13 protein-coding genes and 1 pseudogene are annotated in these 14593 nt (G+C 43.0%); 10 read left to right on the top strand and 4 right to left on the bottom strand.

Features of this window, described 5'->3' with window-relative positions; all coding sequences use genetic code 11:
* The first annotated feature begins 13 nt into the window (after positions 1 to 13).
* Both QL223_RS17370 and QL223_RS17365 read left to right on the top strand, forming a co-directional pair.
* Positions 14 to 1447 carry an aldehyde dehydrogenase family protein gene (locus QL223_RS17370; RefSeq protein WP_281545436.1) on the top strand — a complete coding sequence of 478 codons (1434 nt, stop codon included), beginning with the start codon at positions 14 to 16 and terminating at the stop codon, positions 1445 to 1447.
* A 10-nt stretch (positions 1448 to 1457) separates the two neighbouring features.
* Positions 1458 to 1892 (top strand): hypothetical protein, encoded by a 435-nt coding sequence (locus QL223_RS17365; protein WP_281545435.1) that lies wholly within the window; start codon positions 1458 to 1460, stop codon positions 1890 to 1892.
* A gap of 121 nt (positions 1893 to 2013) precedes the next feature.
* On the opposite strand, the gene QL223_RS17360 is transcribed toward QL223_RS17365, so the two are convergent.
* Positions 2014 to 2676 (bottom strand): hypothetical protein, encoded by a 663-nt coding sequence (locus QL223_RS17360; protein WP_281545434.1) that lies wholly within the window; start codon positions 2674 to 2676, stop codon positions 2014 to 2016.
* 416 nt (positions 2677 to 3092) lie between these two features.
* Here QL223_RS17360 and QL223_RS17355 point away from each other — a divergent pair, with 416 nt between their 5' ends.
* A complete protein-coding gene (locus QL223_RS17355) occupies positions 3093 to 4772 on the top strand; it encodes a hypothetical protein (protein WP_281545433.1) in 1680 nt (559 codons plus the stop codon).
* A 130-nt stretch (positions 4773 to 4902) separates the two neighbouring features.
* On the opposite strand, the gene QL223_RS17350 is transcribed toward QL223_RS17355, so the two are convergent.
* The gene (locus QL223_RS17350) at positions 4903 to 5844 is read right to left on the bottom strand and encodes a LysR family transcriptional regulator (RefSeq protein WP_002538743.1); all 942 of its coding nucleotides are present in this window, start codon (positions 5842 to 5844) and stop codon (positions 4903 to 4905) included.
* Positions 5845 to 5944: 100 nt separating this feature from the next.
* Between QL223_RS17350 and dctP the strand changes: the two genes are divergently transcribed.
* The 6 genes from dctP (at position 5945) to QL223_RS17320 (ending at position 12743) form a co-directional block, all read left to right on the top strand.
* Entirely contained in the window at positions 5945 to 6973 is a 1029-nt protein-coding gene (gene dctP, locus QL223_RS17345; RefSeq protein WP_281545432.1) for a TRAP transporter substrate-binding protein DctP, read from the top strand.
* A complete protein-coding gene (locus QL223_RS17340; RefSeq protein ID WP_281545431.1) occupies positions 6967 to 7506 on the top strand; it encodes a TRAP transporter small permease in 540 nt (179 codons plus the stop codon). The genes dctP and QL223_RS17340 overlap by 7 nt, the downstream gene beginning before the upstream one ends.
* The gene (locus tag QL223_RS17335) at positions 7503 to 8795 is read left to right on the top strand and encodes a TRAP transporter large permease (RefSeq protein ID WP_281545430.1); all 1293 of its coding nucleotides are present in this window, start codon (positions 7503 to 7505) and stop codon (positions 8793 to 8795) included. Before QL223_RS17340 ends, QL223_RS17335 begins: the two co-directional genes overlap by 4 nt.
* A 1032-nt stretch (positions 8796 to 9827) precedes the next feature.
* Positions 9828 to 10409, top strand: a complete 582-nt coding sequence (locus QL223_RS17330; protein ID WP_281545429.1) for a porin family protein — start codon at positions 9828 to 9830, stop codon at positions 10407 to 10409.
* A gap of 11 nt (positions 10410 to 10420) precedes the next feature.
* The gene (locus QL223_RS17325; RefSeq protein WP_281545428.1) at positions 10421 to 12226 is read left to right on the top strand and encodes a hypothetical protein; all 1806 of its coding nucleotides are present in this window, start codon (positions 10421 to 10423) and stop codon (positions 12224 to 12226) included.
* A 190-nt stretch (positions 12227 to 12416) separates the two neighbouring features.
* A complete protein-coding gene (locus QL223_RS17320; protein ID WP_281545427.1) occupies positions 12417 to 12743 on the top strand; it encodes a DUF3088 family protein in 327 nt (108 codons plus the stop codon).
* Between the two features lie 204 nt (positions 12744 to 12947).
* Here QL223_RS17320 and QL223_RS17315 read toward each other — a convergent pair whose 3' ends face one another.
* Positions 12948 to 13283: a DUF3088 family protein gene (locus QL223_RS17315; RefSeq protein WP_281545426.1), complete on the bottom strand. Its 336-nt coding sequence runs from the start codon at positions 13281 to 13283 to the stop codon at positions 12948 to 12950.
* Positions 13284 to 13531: 248 nt separating this feature from the next.
* Positions 13532 to 14170, bottom strand: coding sequence for a signal peptidase I (gene lepB / locus QL223_RS17310; protein WP_238833180.1), 639 nt, complete (start codon positions 14168 to 14170; stop codon positions 13532 to 13534).
* A gap of 156 nt (positions 14171 to 14326) precedes the next feature.
* Between lepB and QL223_RS17305 the strand changes: the two are divergent.
* Positions 14327 to 14593: pseudogene (locus QL223_RS17305) on the top strand (IS110 family transposase); the annotation flags it as partial.

Raw genomic sequence — 14593 nt, 5'->3', positions numbered from 1 at the left:
GAGGATTGGAAACATGAGTACGGAAACAGAGAACCCAACAAAGCCATATTTAATGACAGTGAATGGGCAAGGCAGAAGTGCTGATACCTACTTTGAGGTGTTAAACCCTTCCACGCAGGAAATCGTTGGACTGGCACCACAATCAAAGCAACAAGATGTCGACGCTGCAGTCGCCGCCGCTAAAAACGCCTTCCCAACGTGGTCATCAACTCCACATGAAGAGCGTGTCGCACTTTGCCAACAAATCGTCACTCTAATCAAAAACAACAGTGAGGCCTTAGCCACACTGATCACCCAAGAACAAGGCAAGCCGCTGAATGGCTTGGGCTCCCGTTGGGAAATCGGTGGCGCTTGCGCATGGGCCGAATACACCACCAGCCTGAATCTGGGCGTGAAGGTCCTTCAAGATAACGAAGAAGGCCGGCTTGAGTTGCACCGTAAGCCTTTGGGTGTCGTCGCCTCCATCACGCCTTGGAATTTCCCGGTACTCATCGCTATTTGGCACATCATGCCAGCGCTTGTTACTGGCAATACCGTCGTCATAAAACCCTCCCCCTACACCCCACTTTCCACTTTAAAGCTCGTTGAGTTAATGAATCAGGTATTGCCACCCGGCGTCGTGAATGCCGTTGCGGGTGAAGACACTAACGAAAACAGCGTGGGACAAATGCTGTCATCACACCCTGACGTCCGTAAGGTGGTATTCACCGGTTCGACCGCAACGGGCAAATCCATCATGCGCAGCGCCGCAGATTCCATGAAAAGGCTGACCCTCGAACTGGGCGGAAACGATGCGGGTATCGTCCTCCCTGATGCCGATCCAAACGCCATCGCTGAAGGACTTTTCTGGGGAGCCTTCATCAACAATGGGCAAACCTGCGCCGCACTTAAGCGCCTTTACGTGCATGACAGCATCCATGATGAGGTTTGCGACGCATTGGTGGAATTCGCCAAACAGGTTCCGTATGGCGATGGCATGGATGAAGGTTCCATTCTTGGTCCGCTATGTACTCCCTTTCAGTTTGAAAAAGTCAGCCGCCTCGTCTCGGAAGCAGCAATCAAAGGCAAAGTGCATCTCGGTGGTACAGCCGCAAACGGTCAGTTTTTCCCACCCACCATTATCTCTGGGCTGGAAAATGGCGATTCACTGGTCGATGAGGAGCAATTTGGGCCCGCTCTCCCCATTATCCGTTACACCGATATTGAAGATGCGATTCAAGCCGCGAATGACAGCAGTTCAGGCTTAGGCGGCTCCGTATGGTCGTCAGACACGCAAGCCGCAGCAGATGTCGCGAAACGCCTCGAATGCGGCTCAGTCTGGATAAACCGCCACGGCATGATCCAGCCCAACGCACCGTTTGGCGGAGTCAAAAGCTCAGGTCTGGGTGTCGAATTTGGAGAAGAAGGATTAGCCGAATACACCGATATTCAGGTGGTATTTAACTGAAGGAGAAATCATGTCTGCTTTTAAAAACGCAACCGAGTTCTTTCATGCTTGTGAATCAGGCAAAGGTTGGGAGGCCTGCAAAGGCTTTGCTGAACCCAACGCAGGGTTTGATTCCCAAGCTTTCGCCCTCACTGACATTCAAACACTGGAAGCCTACACCCAATGGATGCATGGTATCACCAACGGTCCTATGGCAGGCAGCCATTATGAACTCACCACCTCTGCTTTTGACCATGAGAAAAACACCGCGATTTTCTTTGGCACCTTTTTCGGTATCCACAGTGGAGAAGGTGGGCCTGTAGCGGCCACAGGGAAAAAGTGTGCAAGCCACTATGTGTATGTGATGCAATTATCTGATGAAGGCAAAGTCACGCATATGACCAAAATATGGAATGATGGCTGGGCGTTGAAAGAGCTAGGCTGGACAGATACCCAAACGACCTGAAGATATTCGCCGAATCCTGCATCTTCAGGTTGTTTGGGTATAAGCGAGATAAAAGAAACCGCCCCATCAGGGCGGCTTCTATTAGCTTTATTTAATCTTGGGTTCTTTTCTAGATGTCCCATTACTGGCTGTTGTCGAGAACCCATTCATCAACGAAGTGTCCTCTAGGTTTTTTCTGCCTAACGTCATCATTAATCCTACGGACAGGTAAACCAGGACCGAACAAATTGGGGGGTATAATCCCATAAATTAATGGGTTGGGTTGCATTGGCTGACGTCGATCGTCTTCCTGCGCAGGCAAACCTAAATATTTCAGCGCTTGAAGCGACAGCGGCCCATCACTTTCAACATGGCAAGATTTACAGAACGCATTTTCACTTGAATCCGGGCGCGCTTCATTGAATGCCAACCTATGAATATCCAATACTTCCTCACGCAGTGACTCGGTTCCTCTCGGGATTTGGGCCATGTTTGCTCCGCGCTCTACATTGTAATTAACATAACAGGCATATCTAACGGGTCCATCATCACCTACTTGTTCAGCAATTGCCTTATGTGATGACTCTGGATACCTACTTGCAATTCTATTCCAAAACACATTTTCTCTGATGCGGACCAGGGTGCCACGAGCGTGATTGCAATACTCTTCTTGGGTCAAAGCTCTGGAAATTACTTTAAAGTCGTCAATCCAGCCTATAAAGCCATCACCTTTGCTTCGTTTACCCAAATGCCAGACGTTACGTTTTCCATTTGGATCATTGTTGTGGGCAAAAGACTGGTTCATAGGTGAGTATATAAATACGTTGGGGTCGATGAAATCATCAAAAGCTAAGCAAGCATCAATAGATATTTAAATTATCAACCAACATAAATAAAGTCCATTCAAAATAAAAACCATCCCATATGAAATTTATTTAAATTTGAATAACAGATTTAAATTATTTTATGCAATAATGAATATCAAGGTTAATTTATTTATATTAATACCAAATAGGAATGAGGAGCAATGAGATTAAGTCTAATGCTTTTTTAATGATAAAAAACCAAAGATCTTAAAATCAATTAATTTATATTTATAAAAAACAAATTAGCTGCTAGTAGTAGAAGTATCCTTATTATAGGGATCATAAAAACATCAATATAAGAATAATCTTATTGACCTTTAATATCATTTAGGCAGTTTTGTAAAGGAGCTTAACTATGACATTCAGGAAGTATGGTATTGCGCTAGCACTCGTCAGCGCCTACCCATTTTCATCGCTAGCATCTGATACATGTTTAGGTAACGTATATTCTATGAATGCGGGACGTGGAAACGTCGGAATGCTGATCGATATCAAAGAAAAACAGGTGATGGACAACAGCACGTATTCTGATGCATCTTCACGAGCTACATTTAATTCTCTCGCGAAGTTTAGTTCGCCAACAATGTCGTTCAACCCAATAACTAATCGTCTCTACTATGCGAACGCCCCTCAACCCAAGTCATATCACGTTGAAGTGCCAGAAGGCCTTTTAACTGATCAACAAATGAACAACTTAGACTTACACGCCAAAACCGTTGAAAGTTACCAACTGGCTTACTACGACCCAGAGAGTGGTGAACATATCAACGGCCCAACAACAACAAAACAGATTACTCGAATGGCTTTTAATCCTGCTACCGGAGAGCTTTTCGCCTCAGATAACAGCAGTATTTTTAAGGTAAACCCTGAAACTGGTGAGATTACTGATATTGGGACCTTTGATATCGGTTTAAGGGCTGGAGGTTTTAGTAGTTGGGGAGATTTTATTTTCCACGAAGGAGAGCTGTTGTTCATTACTAACGGCAGAACATTTGTTATTAACACCGAAACCGGTGCTCAAACGCTGAAAGCGTTCCACTATGTGGACTTTGTTACAGGAGCAGCAATAGACCAAAATGGCCAAGTGTTGATTACCGCCAAAAACCAAAACGTATCTGGTAACGTGAACAGCAACCACCTTTTCCGTCTTAAGCCTTCCACCGGGGAAACCAAACGTGTTGGTCTTTTTCCCACCCGCATTAGCGCAATGGGTACGGTCACTACTGAATATTCTGAATGTTATGACAGAACTATGTTCAAAAGTGACGAAAAAGCTGAGTTAACTGGTGTTTCTGGAAATAAAGTTTACGAAGGCAGCTATGCAACCTTTACCGTAACGTTTGATAAAGCACTTCCAGAAGACACAGAGGTCACTCTTGCATTAAAAAACGGTACAGCACTCCGAGGGACAGATTATACAGATAATGTCGTCGTGAAGTACGAAGGAGGCAGCTCTGGTATAAGTTTAGTCAATAACGCGGCCGCCCCAATTCCAGAAGGAGTGGATAGATTTCAAGTGCTCGTGCCCACAACTAGCGACTACAATAAGGAATCGGCGAAAACCTTCTCGCTTGAAGTCTGGATGAACAATGACACCTCAAGCAAGTTGATTGGTACAGCGACAATCCTTGATGACGATGAATATAGCTGTGGACCTAATGGAGTTGTTTACGTAACAGCAACCAATGATCCGCAATCAACAACGCTTAGACTTGACTGTAAAGCACCTTATGCGAAAGCACTTTTGATAACTAACGGAACTTATAAAAAGCACGCGAATTATACTGATGAATCATATCCGTATGCACACTATTATGATGACTGGGAAAGAGGTCCCCAGCCACAATTTGGCTGTAATTCAAGTAACGCGGGTGCAATTGCATACTACAATATTAAATCCAACATATCATTACTTCCAGATGGAACTAATAGCTGCGGCATAACCATCATAAGAGCAATATGTAATTCATCGGGCGGTTATACCGAATATAAATATGCATCTCCTCAAGGTCCAGCAGGCTGTGAATATGAATAATGGCACTAAGTCGATATTGCTATAACATCTATATTCATTTAAGGTAAATGATAATTACCATCAAATAAAAACGCGCCTTTGGGCGCGTTTTTTATTGTATATCATACACTATAATATTCGGTAATTATCATTATAAACCCGAGATTTCATCAATAACCCCCTCCTCAGTGACATGAGAGTTCGTTGTTTTCAGAACATGCTCTATAAATAACCTAAGGGCGGGGTTGGGAGAGTTAGTTTTCCAGTTTATGTAAAGGGATATCTCTTTGTCGAAGCCTTCAATAGGTAAAACTTTCAAACTAGGCCTACGCATTTCTTTGGCAATTTCCACAAAAAATCCGATGCCGTTCCCGGACATCACCAATGCAGCAAGGCTATCGAAATCGTAAGCTCTGATAATAGGATTTTCTTCAATAGAGTATGAGTTTAGAAATTCTAATATCTGGATGTTGAACGGTTCCCACGCTTTGGACTCTCCAAGAATTAACGTTTTTCCCAAGAGATCATCTGGTCTCAATTCATTTTTCTGTGCTAATGAATCCGATGACGAGATGACTGCCATAAGCTTATGTTTTGAAACTGTTTTGTAGTCATATCCACTTTCCAAAAAAGGCGAGCTGCAAAAGGCTATATCTATATCACCCGAAGCTAACGCAGTATGCTGTTCATGGGAAGGTATAGAATATAATGATGTTTCTATATCTGGGTAGTACGCTCGAAAATCTCTCAACAGAATAGGTAAAACATAGGTATTCATTGGAATTGTATTGTAAGCAATCGCTAAAGTACCTTTCTTACCTTCTATCATTTTCTGCGCACTCTGGTACGCCAATTGAATACGATCCGCCCCCTTGGCTAAATCGGACGCAAAAATTCTCCCCAACTCTGTCAGTTCAACATTTCGGGTATCTCTTAAAACAAGCTCCGCACCTATTTTATTTTCTAATCTAGCCACATGCCTACTCAGGGTTGGTTGGCTAACCCCCAGATACTCTGCAGCCTTAGTAAAGCTCTCATGCTGAGCAAGCGCTAAAAAAGCACTGATTTCACGATATAGTTTTCTAGATTCCATTCATTCACTTTTGCATAACAACGATAAAAAATGTGTCTATAATTATCAAGACACTTGAATTAAAATGGTTTTTTCCACAATGAGTTACTTGGGTATTGTAATGAAAAAGAGCGTTCTTATCTTCACCCTTACATTAATTAACATTAGCTCATTATTCCAAGTCAAGGCTGAAGAAATTTCCTTTTACTCTCCAATAAAAGAAGGAAGAAGTGAATCTGCAGACATGCGGAGCTTTGCTAAAAAAGTCAGTCAATTAACTGCTGGATCTGTCAATTTTAATATGCACTACATGGGTGAATTAGGGTTTGATAATACTGAGTTACTCAGGCAACTAAAGCGTGGTTATGTAGGTGCTGGTGCTGTGTATCCTCCTTATTTATCACGTGATGTCCCCGCATTTGGTGCCTTATATATAGAAGGAGCACTTTTAGACTTTAAATCGCATGAACCCGCAATTTCTGTTATTGAAGATTCATACAGGACAGTGTTCGATAATTGGGGGATCGAGTATGTTGGTTATGCTCAACCACCACTGTATGACGTATCTGTATTTTGTAAAAACCCCATCAATACGATTGCAGGTCTAAAAAGAAAAAAGCTAAGAGTTTGGACTTCGGCACAGGTTGAAACATTCAACAACCTAGGTATTGCAGCACAAATTATCCCAAGTTCAGAAATGTACATGGCACTCCAAACTGGTGTAGTAGACTGCGCCTTGTATCTTGGAGAAATTGGTATTTTTGCATCACTGCATGAGGTTGCCCCTTACGAGGCCTTTTTGGTGCCATTTGCTTCATTACCTGTAGCCCTGGGTGTCAATAAAAATATTTTTAATCGCCTTAGTGATGAACAACAGGCTGCAGTTCGTGAAGCCGGACAATGGATCAGCGCCGAGACGCTTAAGAAAGCACTGAACGATGTCGCAGCTAAGACTGCCAATCGTGAAGCTCGAGCTAAGGGAGGCATCAAACAACTTCCTCCTTTTTCTAAACAGGATGTAGAGAAGTTTGTAACTGCAGCGAATGAGGTATGGTTTCGTATGGCGAAGGAAGGAGGTGAGGTTTCTCTGAAAGTATATGAAAGCTTAATGACCCAGCCGCAAGAGTGTATTAGCACTCAGTCATGTTAAAAGGTGATCAAAAAATAACATTGAAATGGCCCGGCTTCGCCATTTACTGGATTGTAAAAATTCAATTATGGCTCGCTATTTGCGCTGCCGCACTGATGGTGTTACTTGTCTTTACGGCATCACTGATGCGGTACTTCTTTTATGCTCCCTGGTCACCGACGGAAGAACTGGTTGGGTTTCTGTTTTACTCAAGTTGTTTTTTATGCTTACCCGCGACAACTTGGGAAGCGCGACATATCCAAATATCTCTATTCGATAACGTCTTACCTATCCCGCTGAGAGCTGCTTTAAAAAAACTCGCAGCGCTTTGCCTCATTATCATGCTTGGTGTGTTAGTCATCTATGGGCTAGAAAATGCTGTATTCACCCATTCTTTAGGATCTCGAAGCGAAATGACCAAAATGGCGCTTTATCCTTGGATGCTTGTCATGCCATTCAGCTTGGGAAGCATGGCTATCGTTGAATGCTATTTAATGGTGAACAAACACCAAGATCTACCTTCTATATTGCCCTCCAAGGAAACTAAACCATGATATGGGGAGCTCTCTGTACCACCATAATCAGTTTGGCCATTGCTGGAGCCACTCTGGGGCTCATACTTGGTGGAACCGGGTTAGTCCTATTACATTTCCTGGTTGGTGAAGGCGCCGGAGTGATGGCTGCTGAAGTGCTCTGGACAGATTTAACCAAATACACACTAGCGTCCATTTTAATGTTTATCTTAGTGGGCGATCTTTTTTTCGAGAGCGGTATGGCATCTGAAAGTTATCGCGCCTTAAGCCCTCTGTTTCAGCGTATTCCCGGCAAACTTCTACATACCAATGTCGCTGTATGCATGTTATTTGGTGCAGTCAGCGGTACCTCCACAGCAACAGCAGCAGCCGTGGGTTCTTCCGCCTATCCAGAGCTTATTTCTCGTCGGTACAATCGCTATGCAGTTTTGGGATCTTTAGCCGGAGCTGGAACGCTTGGCTTATTGATCCCCCCAAGCATAGCCTTGATTTTATACGGCGCATTGATGGACGTTTCTATCGCCAAATTGTTCCTTGGGGGAATCTTCCCAGGCATTTTATTTGGACTAGCTTTCATGGCATATATTGCCATTCTATCCTTGACGAAAGAAGGCATTACTCCCAAACAAGAAGCTCAGCATAGCAGTGCAGAAATCATGCGCTCCTTGCTAAACATATGGCCTCTTTTGATTTTAATGACCTCAATATTGGGACCCTTATACTTTGGATTAGCGACACCTACCGAGTCAGCTTCCTTTGGCGCTATGTTCTTGCTTGTACTTGGTTTCACCGTTGGCGAACTGACTGTCTGCCGCCTTATTTCAGTTTTGCAGGCAACAATGATCAAGTTTGGCGCTATTGTCTTTGTGGTGATGGGAGCTATCATCCTTAAACAAGCAGTTGGTATTCTTGGCTTGCCCAGAATGGCTGTAGATACAATTACCTCCATATCCCCAGACGCGACTTATGTGTTGATAGCCATCATCGTCTTCTATCTTGCAGTAGGCTGCCTTTTTGACGGTATCTCTATACTTTTACTGACATCACCGTTTGTCGCTCCTTTACTCATTAGCTGTGGTTACGATCCTATCTGGATTGGTGTGCTGATAACCATTTTGATAGAAATAGGTATGATCACTCCTCCCGTTGGACCCAATTTATTTGTGCTATCTTCAATTGCTTGCTCAAAAGTGAGTGTTGGAGAAATTGCGATAGCCACTATCCCCTATTGGCTGATACTACTCGCTGGCATTGCCATGATCACTTGGTTTCCTCAAATCGTTCTTTGGCTTCCAAACCAAATCATGTGAAATCAGCAGCTGTTGTTTTAAGACTCTCCAACGAACGCTTTCCGAACCAGTTTTCTCGACCGTTAAACGCCGACAAAACAGCAAAACGATATGAAGATTCGATATTCTCACCACATCCGAACCGTAAAGGCCCCAGAGTCTGTTGACCTTTGGTTACAGAGAAAAATTAAGTTTGATAAAACCAAGACATCCTGCACCGCTATCGTATCAGCATAGTGGGGTTAACTTTACCTTCAAGTAAAGGCACTATCCAAAATTAATCACACTCAAGACTTATTAAACCCCGGGCCCCAAACTCGAAAAATCGCACATTAGAAGATTCCAGTTCTTTTATATTAAAAATTCATTAGATGATATTAGTTTTGTATTACATCATAAAAAAATAAAAATCCGAAGTTAAACCACCCTCTTCATAATATTTTTTAATGCAGCATTCAAATATGTATAAATAGCACCACCCCCTCTTAAACTGAATAAGAAAATCACAGTAAAACTGAAAAATTACATTTTAATCATAAGTGTATAAAAAGTCACACTGAACTAAATACGGAATAATGTACCCTAATGAAAAATCAATACACAAAGAAAACATAATCTTTATTATACATACAGTTAGAGACATTAAAAATCGCTCAACTTCTTTAAAGAAATAAAACTCATACAGTTAAGAAAAAGAATTACTGCACGTATAAATAGACAAAAAAGTGTGAAAATAAAATTCGAACATCGTTCAATTACATAGATGTTTCACTTTCGAGACACCTATTTATTTTCGTTTTTTACAGGTTGATCATTTAGCATCCGACAATTAAATTAAAATAGTAAATAAATCCAAGATCAGAGAGCCCTCCTATTAATTAATAGTTAGCAATAGGATATTTCTTGCTGGTCGGTTTAGATATCAAATATTAAGTATAACAATCGTAATACTGTTACTTGCGGACACTAAATGTGCAACCACAAACTACCACTCTATGGGAATACACCCATAGGGGGCTGTTATTACTTAAATAAAAATGAGGCATAAATAACATGGCGGCAAAAAGAGCGAGAATAAAGAAATTCGTCAGCTCGCTGGCGGTTATCTGTATAGCAATGGCTTTCAGTGCTCACGCGAATGCTGTTGAAGAATTAAACCTGGGCATCAAAGCCGGATATCAATGGGCTGAAGATGATAGCTATCACACCAGTAAGCCCACAAGCACCATTGCCGGTGTTTCAGCTGGGGTCATGCTTACCCCGTCCTGGGGCTTAGACCTGGACTACCAGAAGCACGGCAAACTCGACGCAAAAGCCACGGGTGTGCATGTCAACACTCAGCTAATTTCTGCAGCACTCCGATATGAGTATCACTGGCAGACGGGCTGGGCTGGATATGGACGACTGGGCGCAGCTTACTGGGATATGGACAAAACAGCGCCTAATCAAGCCATGCTAAAGGCCAAAGGCATTTCCTTTCTAACAGAAGTCGGTGTGTTGTATGACCTAACACCGAGCCTAAGCCTTAGCGGTGGCTATCAGTTTATCGAAGGGATTGGTGATGACAAGACAGGTCAATATGACAGTCATGGTGTCGTGCTGAGTGTCGTCTACTCGCTGGGCGATTCATTTTAAGGGAGCTAATCATGAACATTAAAATGCTTAAATCAGTATTGGAAACTTGTGTATCACATGCAAAGATTCAGCGTCGCGTGGTCTTTCTGGGCGCACTCCTCGGCGCACTGACACTCAGCGGTTGTAATTCAGAAGGGGCGTTTAGCGCTAAAACACCAACACCACCAACACCACCAAAAACACAGGCGACACCACCAGGTTCACTGAGCCTCTCAAAATTGGTCGTTAGCGGCGAAAACAGAACATTTGGAGCAGGAGATGCTGATACCCCGGTTGTTTTTTCCTGGAACAGCTCAGAAGGGGCAAACGGTTACACCGTATGCCGTTTTGATAACAGTCTCCAGAATAATTGTGACCCCATAGGGAAAACCACAGAAACGATGCTTAAGACTCCATTACTTTCGGGTCCTCTCAAAGCGCGTAAATCAAAATACTTTGTACTTGCCACAAATGATAATGGAGTCACACCATCTAATGAACAGGAGCTCACTCCAATACAACTGAAAGACCTTGTTACGTCTATTAAAGATTTAGACAACGAGAAGCATCATGATAGATATGGCAGATCTGTATCCCTGTCTAAAGATGGTCTCACTCTAGCTGTAGGATCACCAACTACCAATTACAGTGGTGATGACAAGATCACAAACGCCGGAGCTGTCTTTATTTACCGCCTTAAAGAAGGGAGTTGGGCCAAAGAAGAAAAACTAGAGCCCGATCAACCTAGCATAGACGACCGATTTGGCTATTCTGTGTCGCTATCGGAGGATGCTAACACTCTGGCTGTTGGAGCGCCACACGCAGATAACTCTGGTGCTGTTTATGTTTACCACTATAACGAAAGTGAGGGTCTCTGGAAGCTGAAAGGCGCCAAAATAAAGGCGCTAGAAGCAAACTTGGGAAAAGGTTTTGGCTTGTCAGTCTCTCTGTCGGCAGATGGCAACACCTTGGCTGTGGGGCACCCAGATGCGAATGCCTCTGTGCATACCGGAGGGGTAGCGTTTGTTTATCGTTATACTGATGCTGCCTGGGATAATGGGACCCTCATTAAGGGAGAGTATGTCGAGAAGTATAATAGGTTTGGCCTCAGGGTAGCGCTATCTGCAGATGGTCACACACTGGTCGTGGCTGCACGTCATGATAACAAAGACGCCTTAAATTCTGGCGCAGTATATCTGTTCAGCACCTCAGACACAGAGGTGAGTTGGAAACAGGAATACTACATAAAAGCACCTAACCCTAGGAAAGGCGACAATTTTGGTTCGTCGATATCCTTGTCTGACGATGGTAACACCCTCGCGGTGGGAGCTCCTGTAACAGACACCAAAATTAATGATGACACTACCTTATTAAGCACGGGCACTGTGTATGTGTATCGCTATAAGGATGGAAACCTTAGCGAGCCCAATACCATCAATAAAAGTTTCGGCAATATTCCTGATGATCTAAAGGATTCAAGCACAGGCCATGATGCATTCGGCTGGTCCGTGTCTCTATCCAGTGATGGCAACACTCTTGCCGTGGGAGCACCAGGGCAGGATTCTGGTGAAATTGCCTTTAACGGAAATGAGGCTGATGACAATAACGACGAAAGAAACTCCGGCGCAGTTTATATATTGAGCTTTGAAGATGGTGAGTGGGAACAAGAGAAAAATGGCTATATCAAAGGTACAGAGCCTCTAAAAGATGACTGGTTCGGTTGGTCAGTCTCCCTGTCAGAAGATGGCAACTCCCTAGCGGTAGGAGCCCCTAGTTGGAGAGGAGGGACGAAGGATAACAGTCCAAATCTAAAACCTGGGCGGGTATATATCTATTAGCAAATGATGGATAGGAGTGGCGGACATGAGCCAGAAATATGCATCTGAATGCTCAAACATCTAACTGGCAAATCATGGAAATGTAAGTCACTCACTATCCACTTATAACCACTAAATAGAACCTTCGGTTCAGACTCAAAATCAAATATACAGAATATTTGTTGTCGAGCCGCTATCAAGGAAGGCAATCATGATTTTGTATCTGCTCCGGCGCAGCTTAAACAGCAGTGACAACAAGTCTCTCTGCCCTTTCTGCCTGCGCCTTGAAGGATTGATGGCGATGTTTCCAGAGATTCGACATAACGTAGAAGTCAGGTATGTCGATTTTCAAAAACCTCGTTATCAACTCCTGGAGTTTCTGGGGGAAAAAAATCAAGTATGTCCAAATTTGGTGCTCAATGAAGGTGACCAGTTTGGTTCAGAAAAATTCTCAACGTTGGCCCCTACGGGCGTAAAATATATTGATAAAACTGAGGACATTATCCAGTTTTTCATTGAGCGTTTTGAGTTACTTTAAATTGACTGATAACGCATAAGTAAAGCCGCCAAAAGGAAAAAGTGTGCAAGCTATTATGTGTAGGTGATGCAATTATCTGATCAAGGTAAGGTCACGCATATGACCAAAATCTGGAATGATGGCTGGGCGTTGAAATAGCTTGGCTGGACGTAGTAGGAAACCGAAGAGCCGCCGGATAACAAGGCGGCTCTTGTTATTGAACCATTAGTGCTTTTCAGGCAGGTTAAAGCGTTCAATAAAGTATTGAATGATGTCATCCGTCTTATCAATATGACGCATACCTGTTGAAGCTGACACAGAGAACTTTTCCGACCCAAACTGGTCGCCTTCATTTAAGACCAGATTTGGACAAACTTGATTACCCTTCCCCAGATGCTCGGGAAGATCACCGCGTGGTTTCTGAAAATCGACATACCTGACTTCTACGTTATGTCGAATCTCTGGAAACATGGCCATCAGCCCTTCAACCTTCATGCAGTAGGGGCAAAAGTACTTTTTTCCACCGTCGTTAAAGTCTCGCTTAAGCAAATACAAAATCATGATGGCCCTCCTTGGTAACAGCATAAAAATACATAATACGTATTTTGTAAATTTTGTTTCGAATCAAAACTGATAATCATCCAAAGTCGCGATTGATGAGAGGGTTAAGTTGCGACTTAGTGGCAAGAGAACACTATGAAGTAGATGGTTTTGTTAGAGAGGATTGGCTGCTGACGCAGCCAAAAGAAAACTATTGCCTATTGACCGGAGAAGGGGTCATATGTGTTAGGCAGATTTCACCACCTTAACTATTGGATAGCGATCGCAAATCGATCTTTAACACGTTCATTTGAAGTGGAAAATGCCACATAAGTGACTTTACCCATAATGTTATCGCTTTCAACGAATCCCCAATACCTAGAATCGGCACTATTATTCCTGTGGTCACCCAACACAAAATATTTATCCTCTGGAACAACTATTGTCTGCTCGCTGCTTGGAAGCCTGCCAGTTTTACTGTATTGAATAAGGTGCTTTCTCTTACCTATTAGTTCAAGACTTACCTCTTTAACATGGTCACGACTAATCACTGTCGATTCAATCTGTTGTCCATTTACACTTATTTCTCGTCCGGAAAATGTAATTTTATCCCCCGGTATACCAATTACTCTTTTGACGTACAAATCATTAGTATGTGGGGGAACAAAAGTGATTACATCACCACGTTCTGGATAATCAGACATAAATAGACGTACATTTACAAACGGAATCGTTGGGCCATATTCTGTTTTATTAACTATTAGCCAGTCACCATCATATAAATTTGGCTCCATAGATCCACTTGGTACATGATTCCAGTCTGCAACAGCTGTACGAAGGAAAAATATAGAAAATATAGTGATAATGACACTGAAATTGTTTTTTATTAATTGTCTAACTTTGTTCATCCCTGAGTTAAGCTCCATACTATTTGTATCTAAAATACGACCGACATTTTTTGGATTAGTTCATAAAGTTTATTAAAGCTGCCTAACGAATGACATGGATTCCCCCTCATGAGGATTTGCCACACTTAAGTGTCGCGTTAAATACCGGAGGTAACCATGTCTTCTATATTCTTTTGTGGCGTTGACCTCGCCAAACACCACTTCTCATTGCACGCAGTTGATGACCGGGGAAAGGTCATCCTTCATAAATCCGTGTCACGTGCTAAATTGCTGACTACATTAGCAAATATGCCAGCTATGCGTATAGGCATTGAAGCGTGTAGTGGTGCGCATTATTGGGCCAGAGCGTTCACCCAATTAGGCCATGATACCCGCATCATGGCGGCTAAGTATGTCAGCCCCTACCGCACAAAAGGCAAGAAT

The organism is Grimontia sp. SpTr1 (assembly GCF_947387585.1).
GTDB classification, from domain to species: Bacteria; Pseudomonadota; Gammaproteobacteria; order Enterobacterales; family Vibrionaceae; genus Enterovibrio; species Enterovibrio indicus.
This window is presented reverse-complemented; position numbering and strand designations above follow the sequence as displayed.

Excerpts from the sequence above, each read along its gene's own strand:
- QL223_RS17370 (WP_281545436.1), top strand. The coding sequence starts at position 14 with ATGAGTACGGAAACAGAGAACCCAACAAAGCCATATTTAATGACAGTG.
- QL223_RS17365 (WP_281545435.1), top strand. The coding sequence starts at position 1,458 with ATGTCTGCTTTTAAAAACGCAACCGAGTTCTTTCATGCTTGTGAATCA.
- QL223_RS17360 (WP_281545434.1), bottom strand. The coding sequence starts at position 2,676 with ATGAACCAGTCTTTTGCCCACAACAATGATCCAAATGGAAAACGTAAC.
- QL223_RS17355 (WP_281545433.1), top strand. The coding sequence starts at position 3,093 with ATGACATTCAGGAAGTATGGTATTGCGCTAGCACTCGTCAGCGCCTAC.
- QL223_RS17350 (WP_002538743.1), bottom strand. The coding sequence starts at position 5,844 with ATGGAATCTAGAAAACTATATCGTGAAATCAGTGCTTTTTTAGCGCTT.
- dctP (WP_281545432.1), top strand. The coding sequence starts at position 5,945 with ATGAAAAAGAGCGTTCTTATCTTCACCCTTACATTAATTAACATTAGC.
- QL223_RS17340 (WP_281545431.1), top strand. The coding sequence starts at position 6,967 with ATGTTAAAAGGTGATCAAAAAATAACATTGAAATGGCCCGGCTTCGCC.
- QL223_RS17335 (WP_281545430.1), top strand. The coding sequence starts at position 7,503 with ATGATATGGGGAGCTCTCTGTACCACCATAATCAGTTTGGCCATTGCT.
- QL223_RS17330 (WP_281545429.1), top strand. The coding sequence starts at position 9,828 with ATGGCGGCAAAAAGAGCGAGAATAAAGAAATTCGTCAGCTCGCTGGCG.
- QL223_RS17325 (WP_281545428.1), top strand. The coding sequence starts at position 10,421 with ATGAACATTAAAATGCTTAAATCAGTATTGGAAACTTGTGTATCACAT.
- QL223_RS17320 (WP_281545427.1), top strand. The coding sequence starts at position 12,417 with ATGATTTTGTATCTGCTCCGGCGCAGCTTAAACAGCAGTGACAACAAG.
- QL223_RS17315 (WP_281545426.1), bottom strand. The coding sequence starts at position 13,283 with ATGATTTTGTATTTGCTTAAGCGAGACTTTAACGACGGTGGAAAAAAG.
- lepB (WP_238833180.1), bottom strand. The coding sequence starts at position 14,170 with ATGAACAAAGTTAGACAATTAATAAAAAACAATTTCAGTGTCATTATC.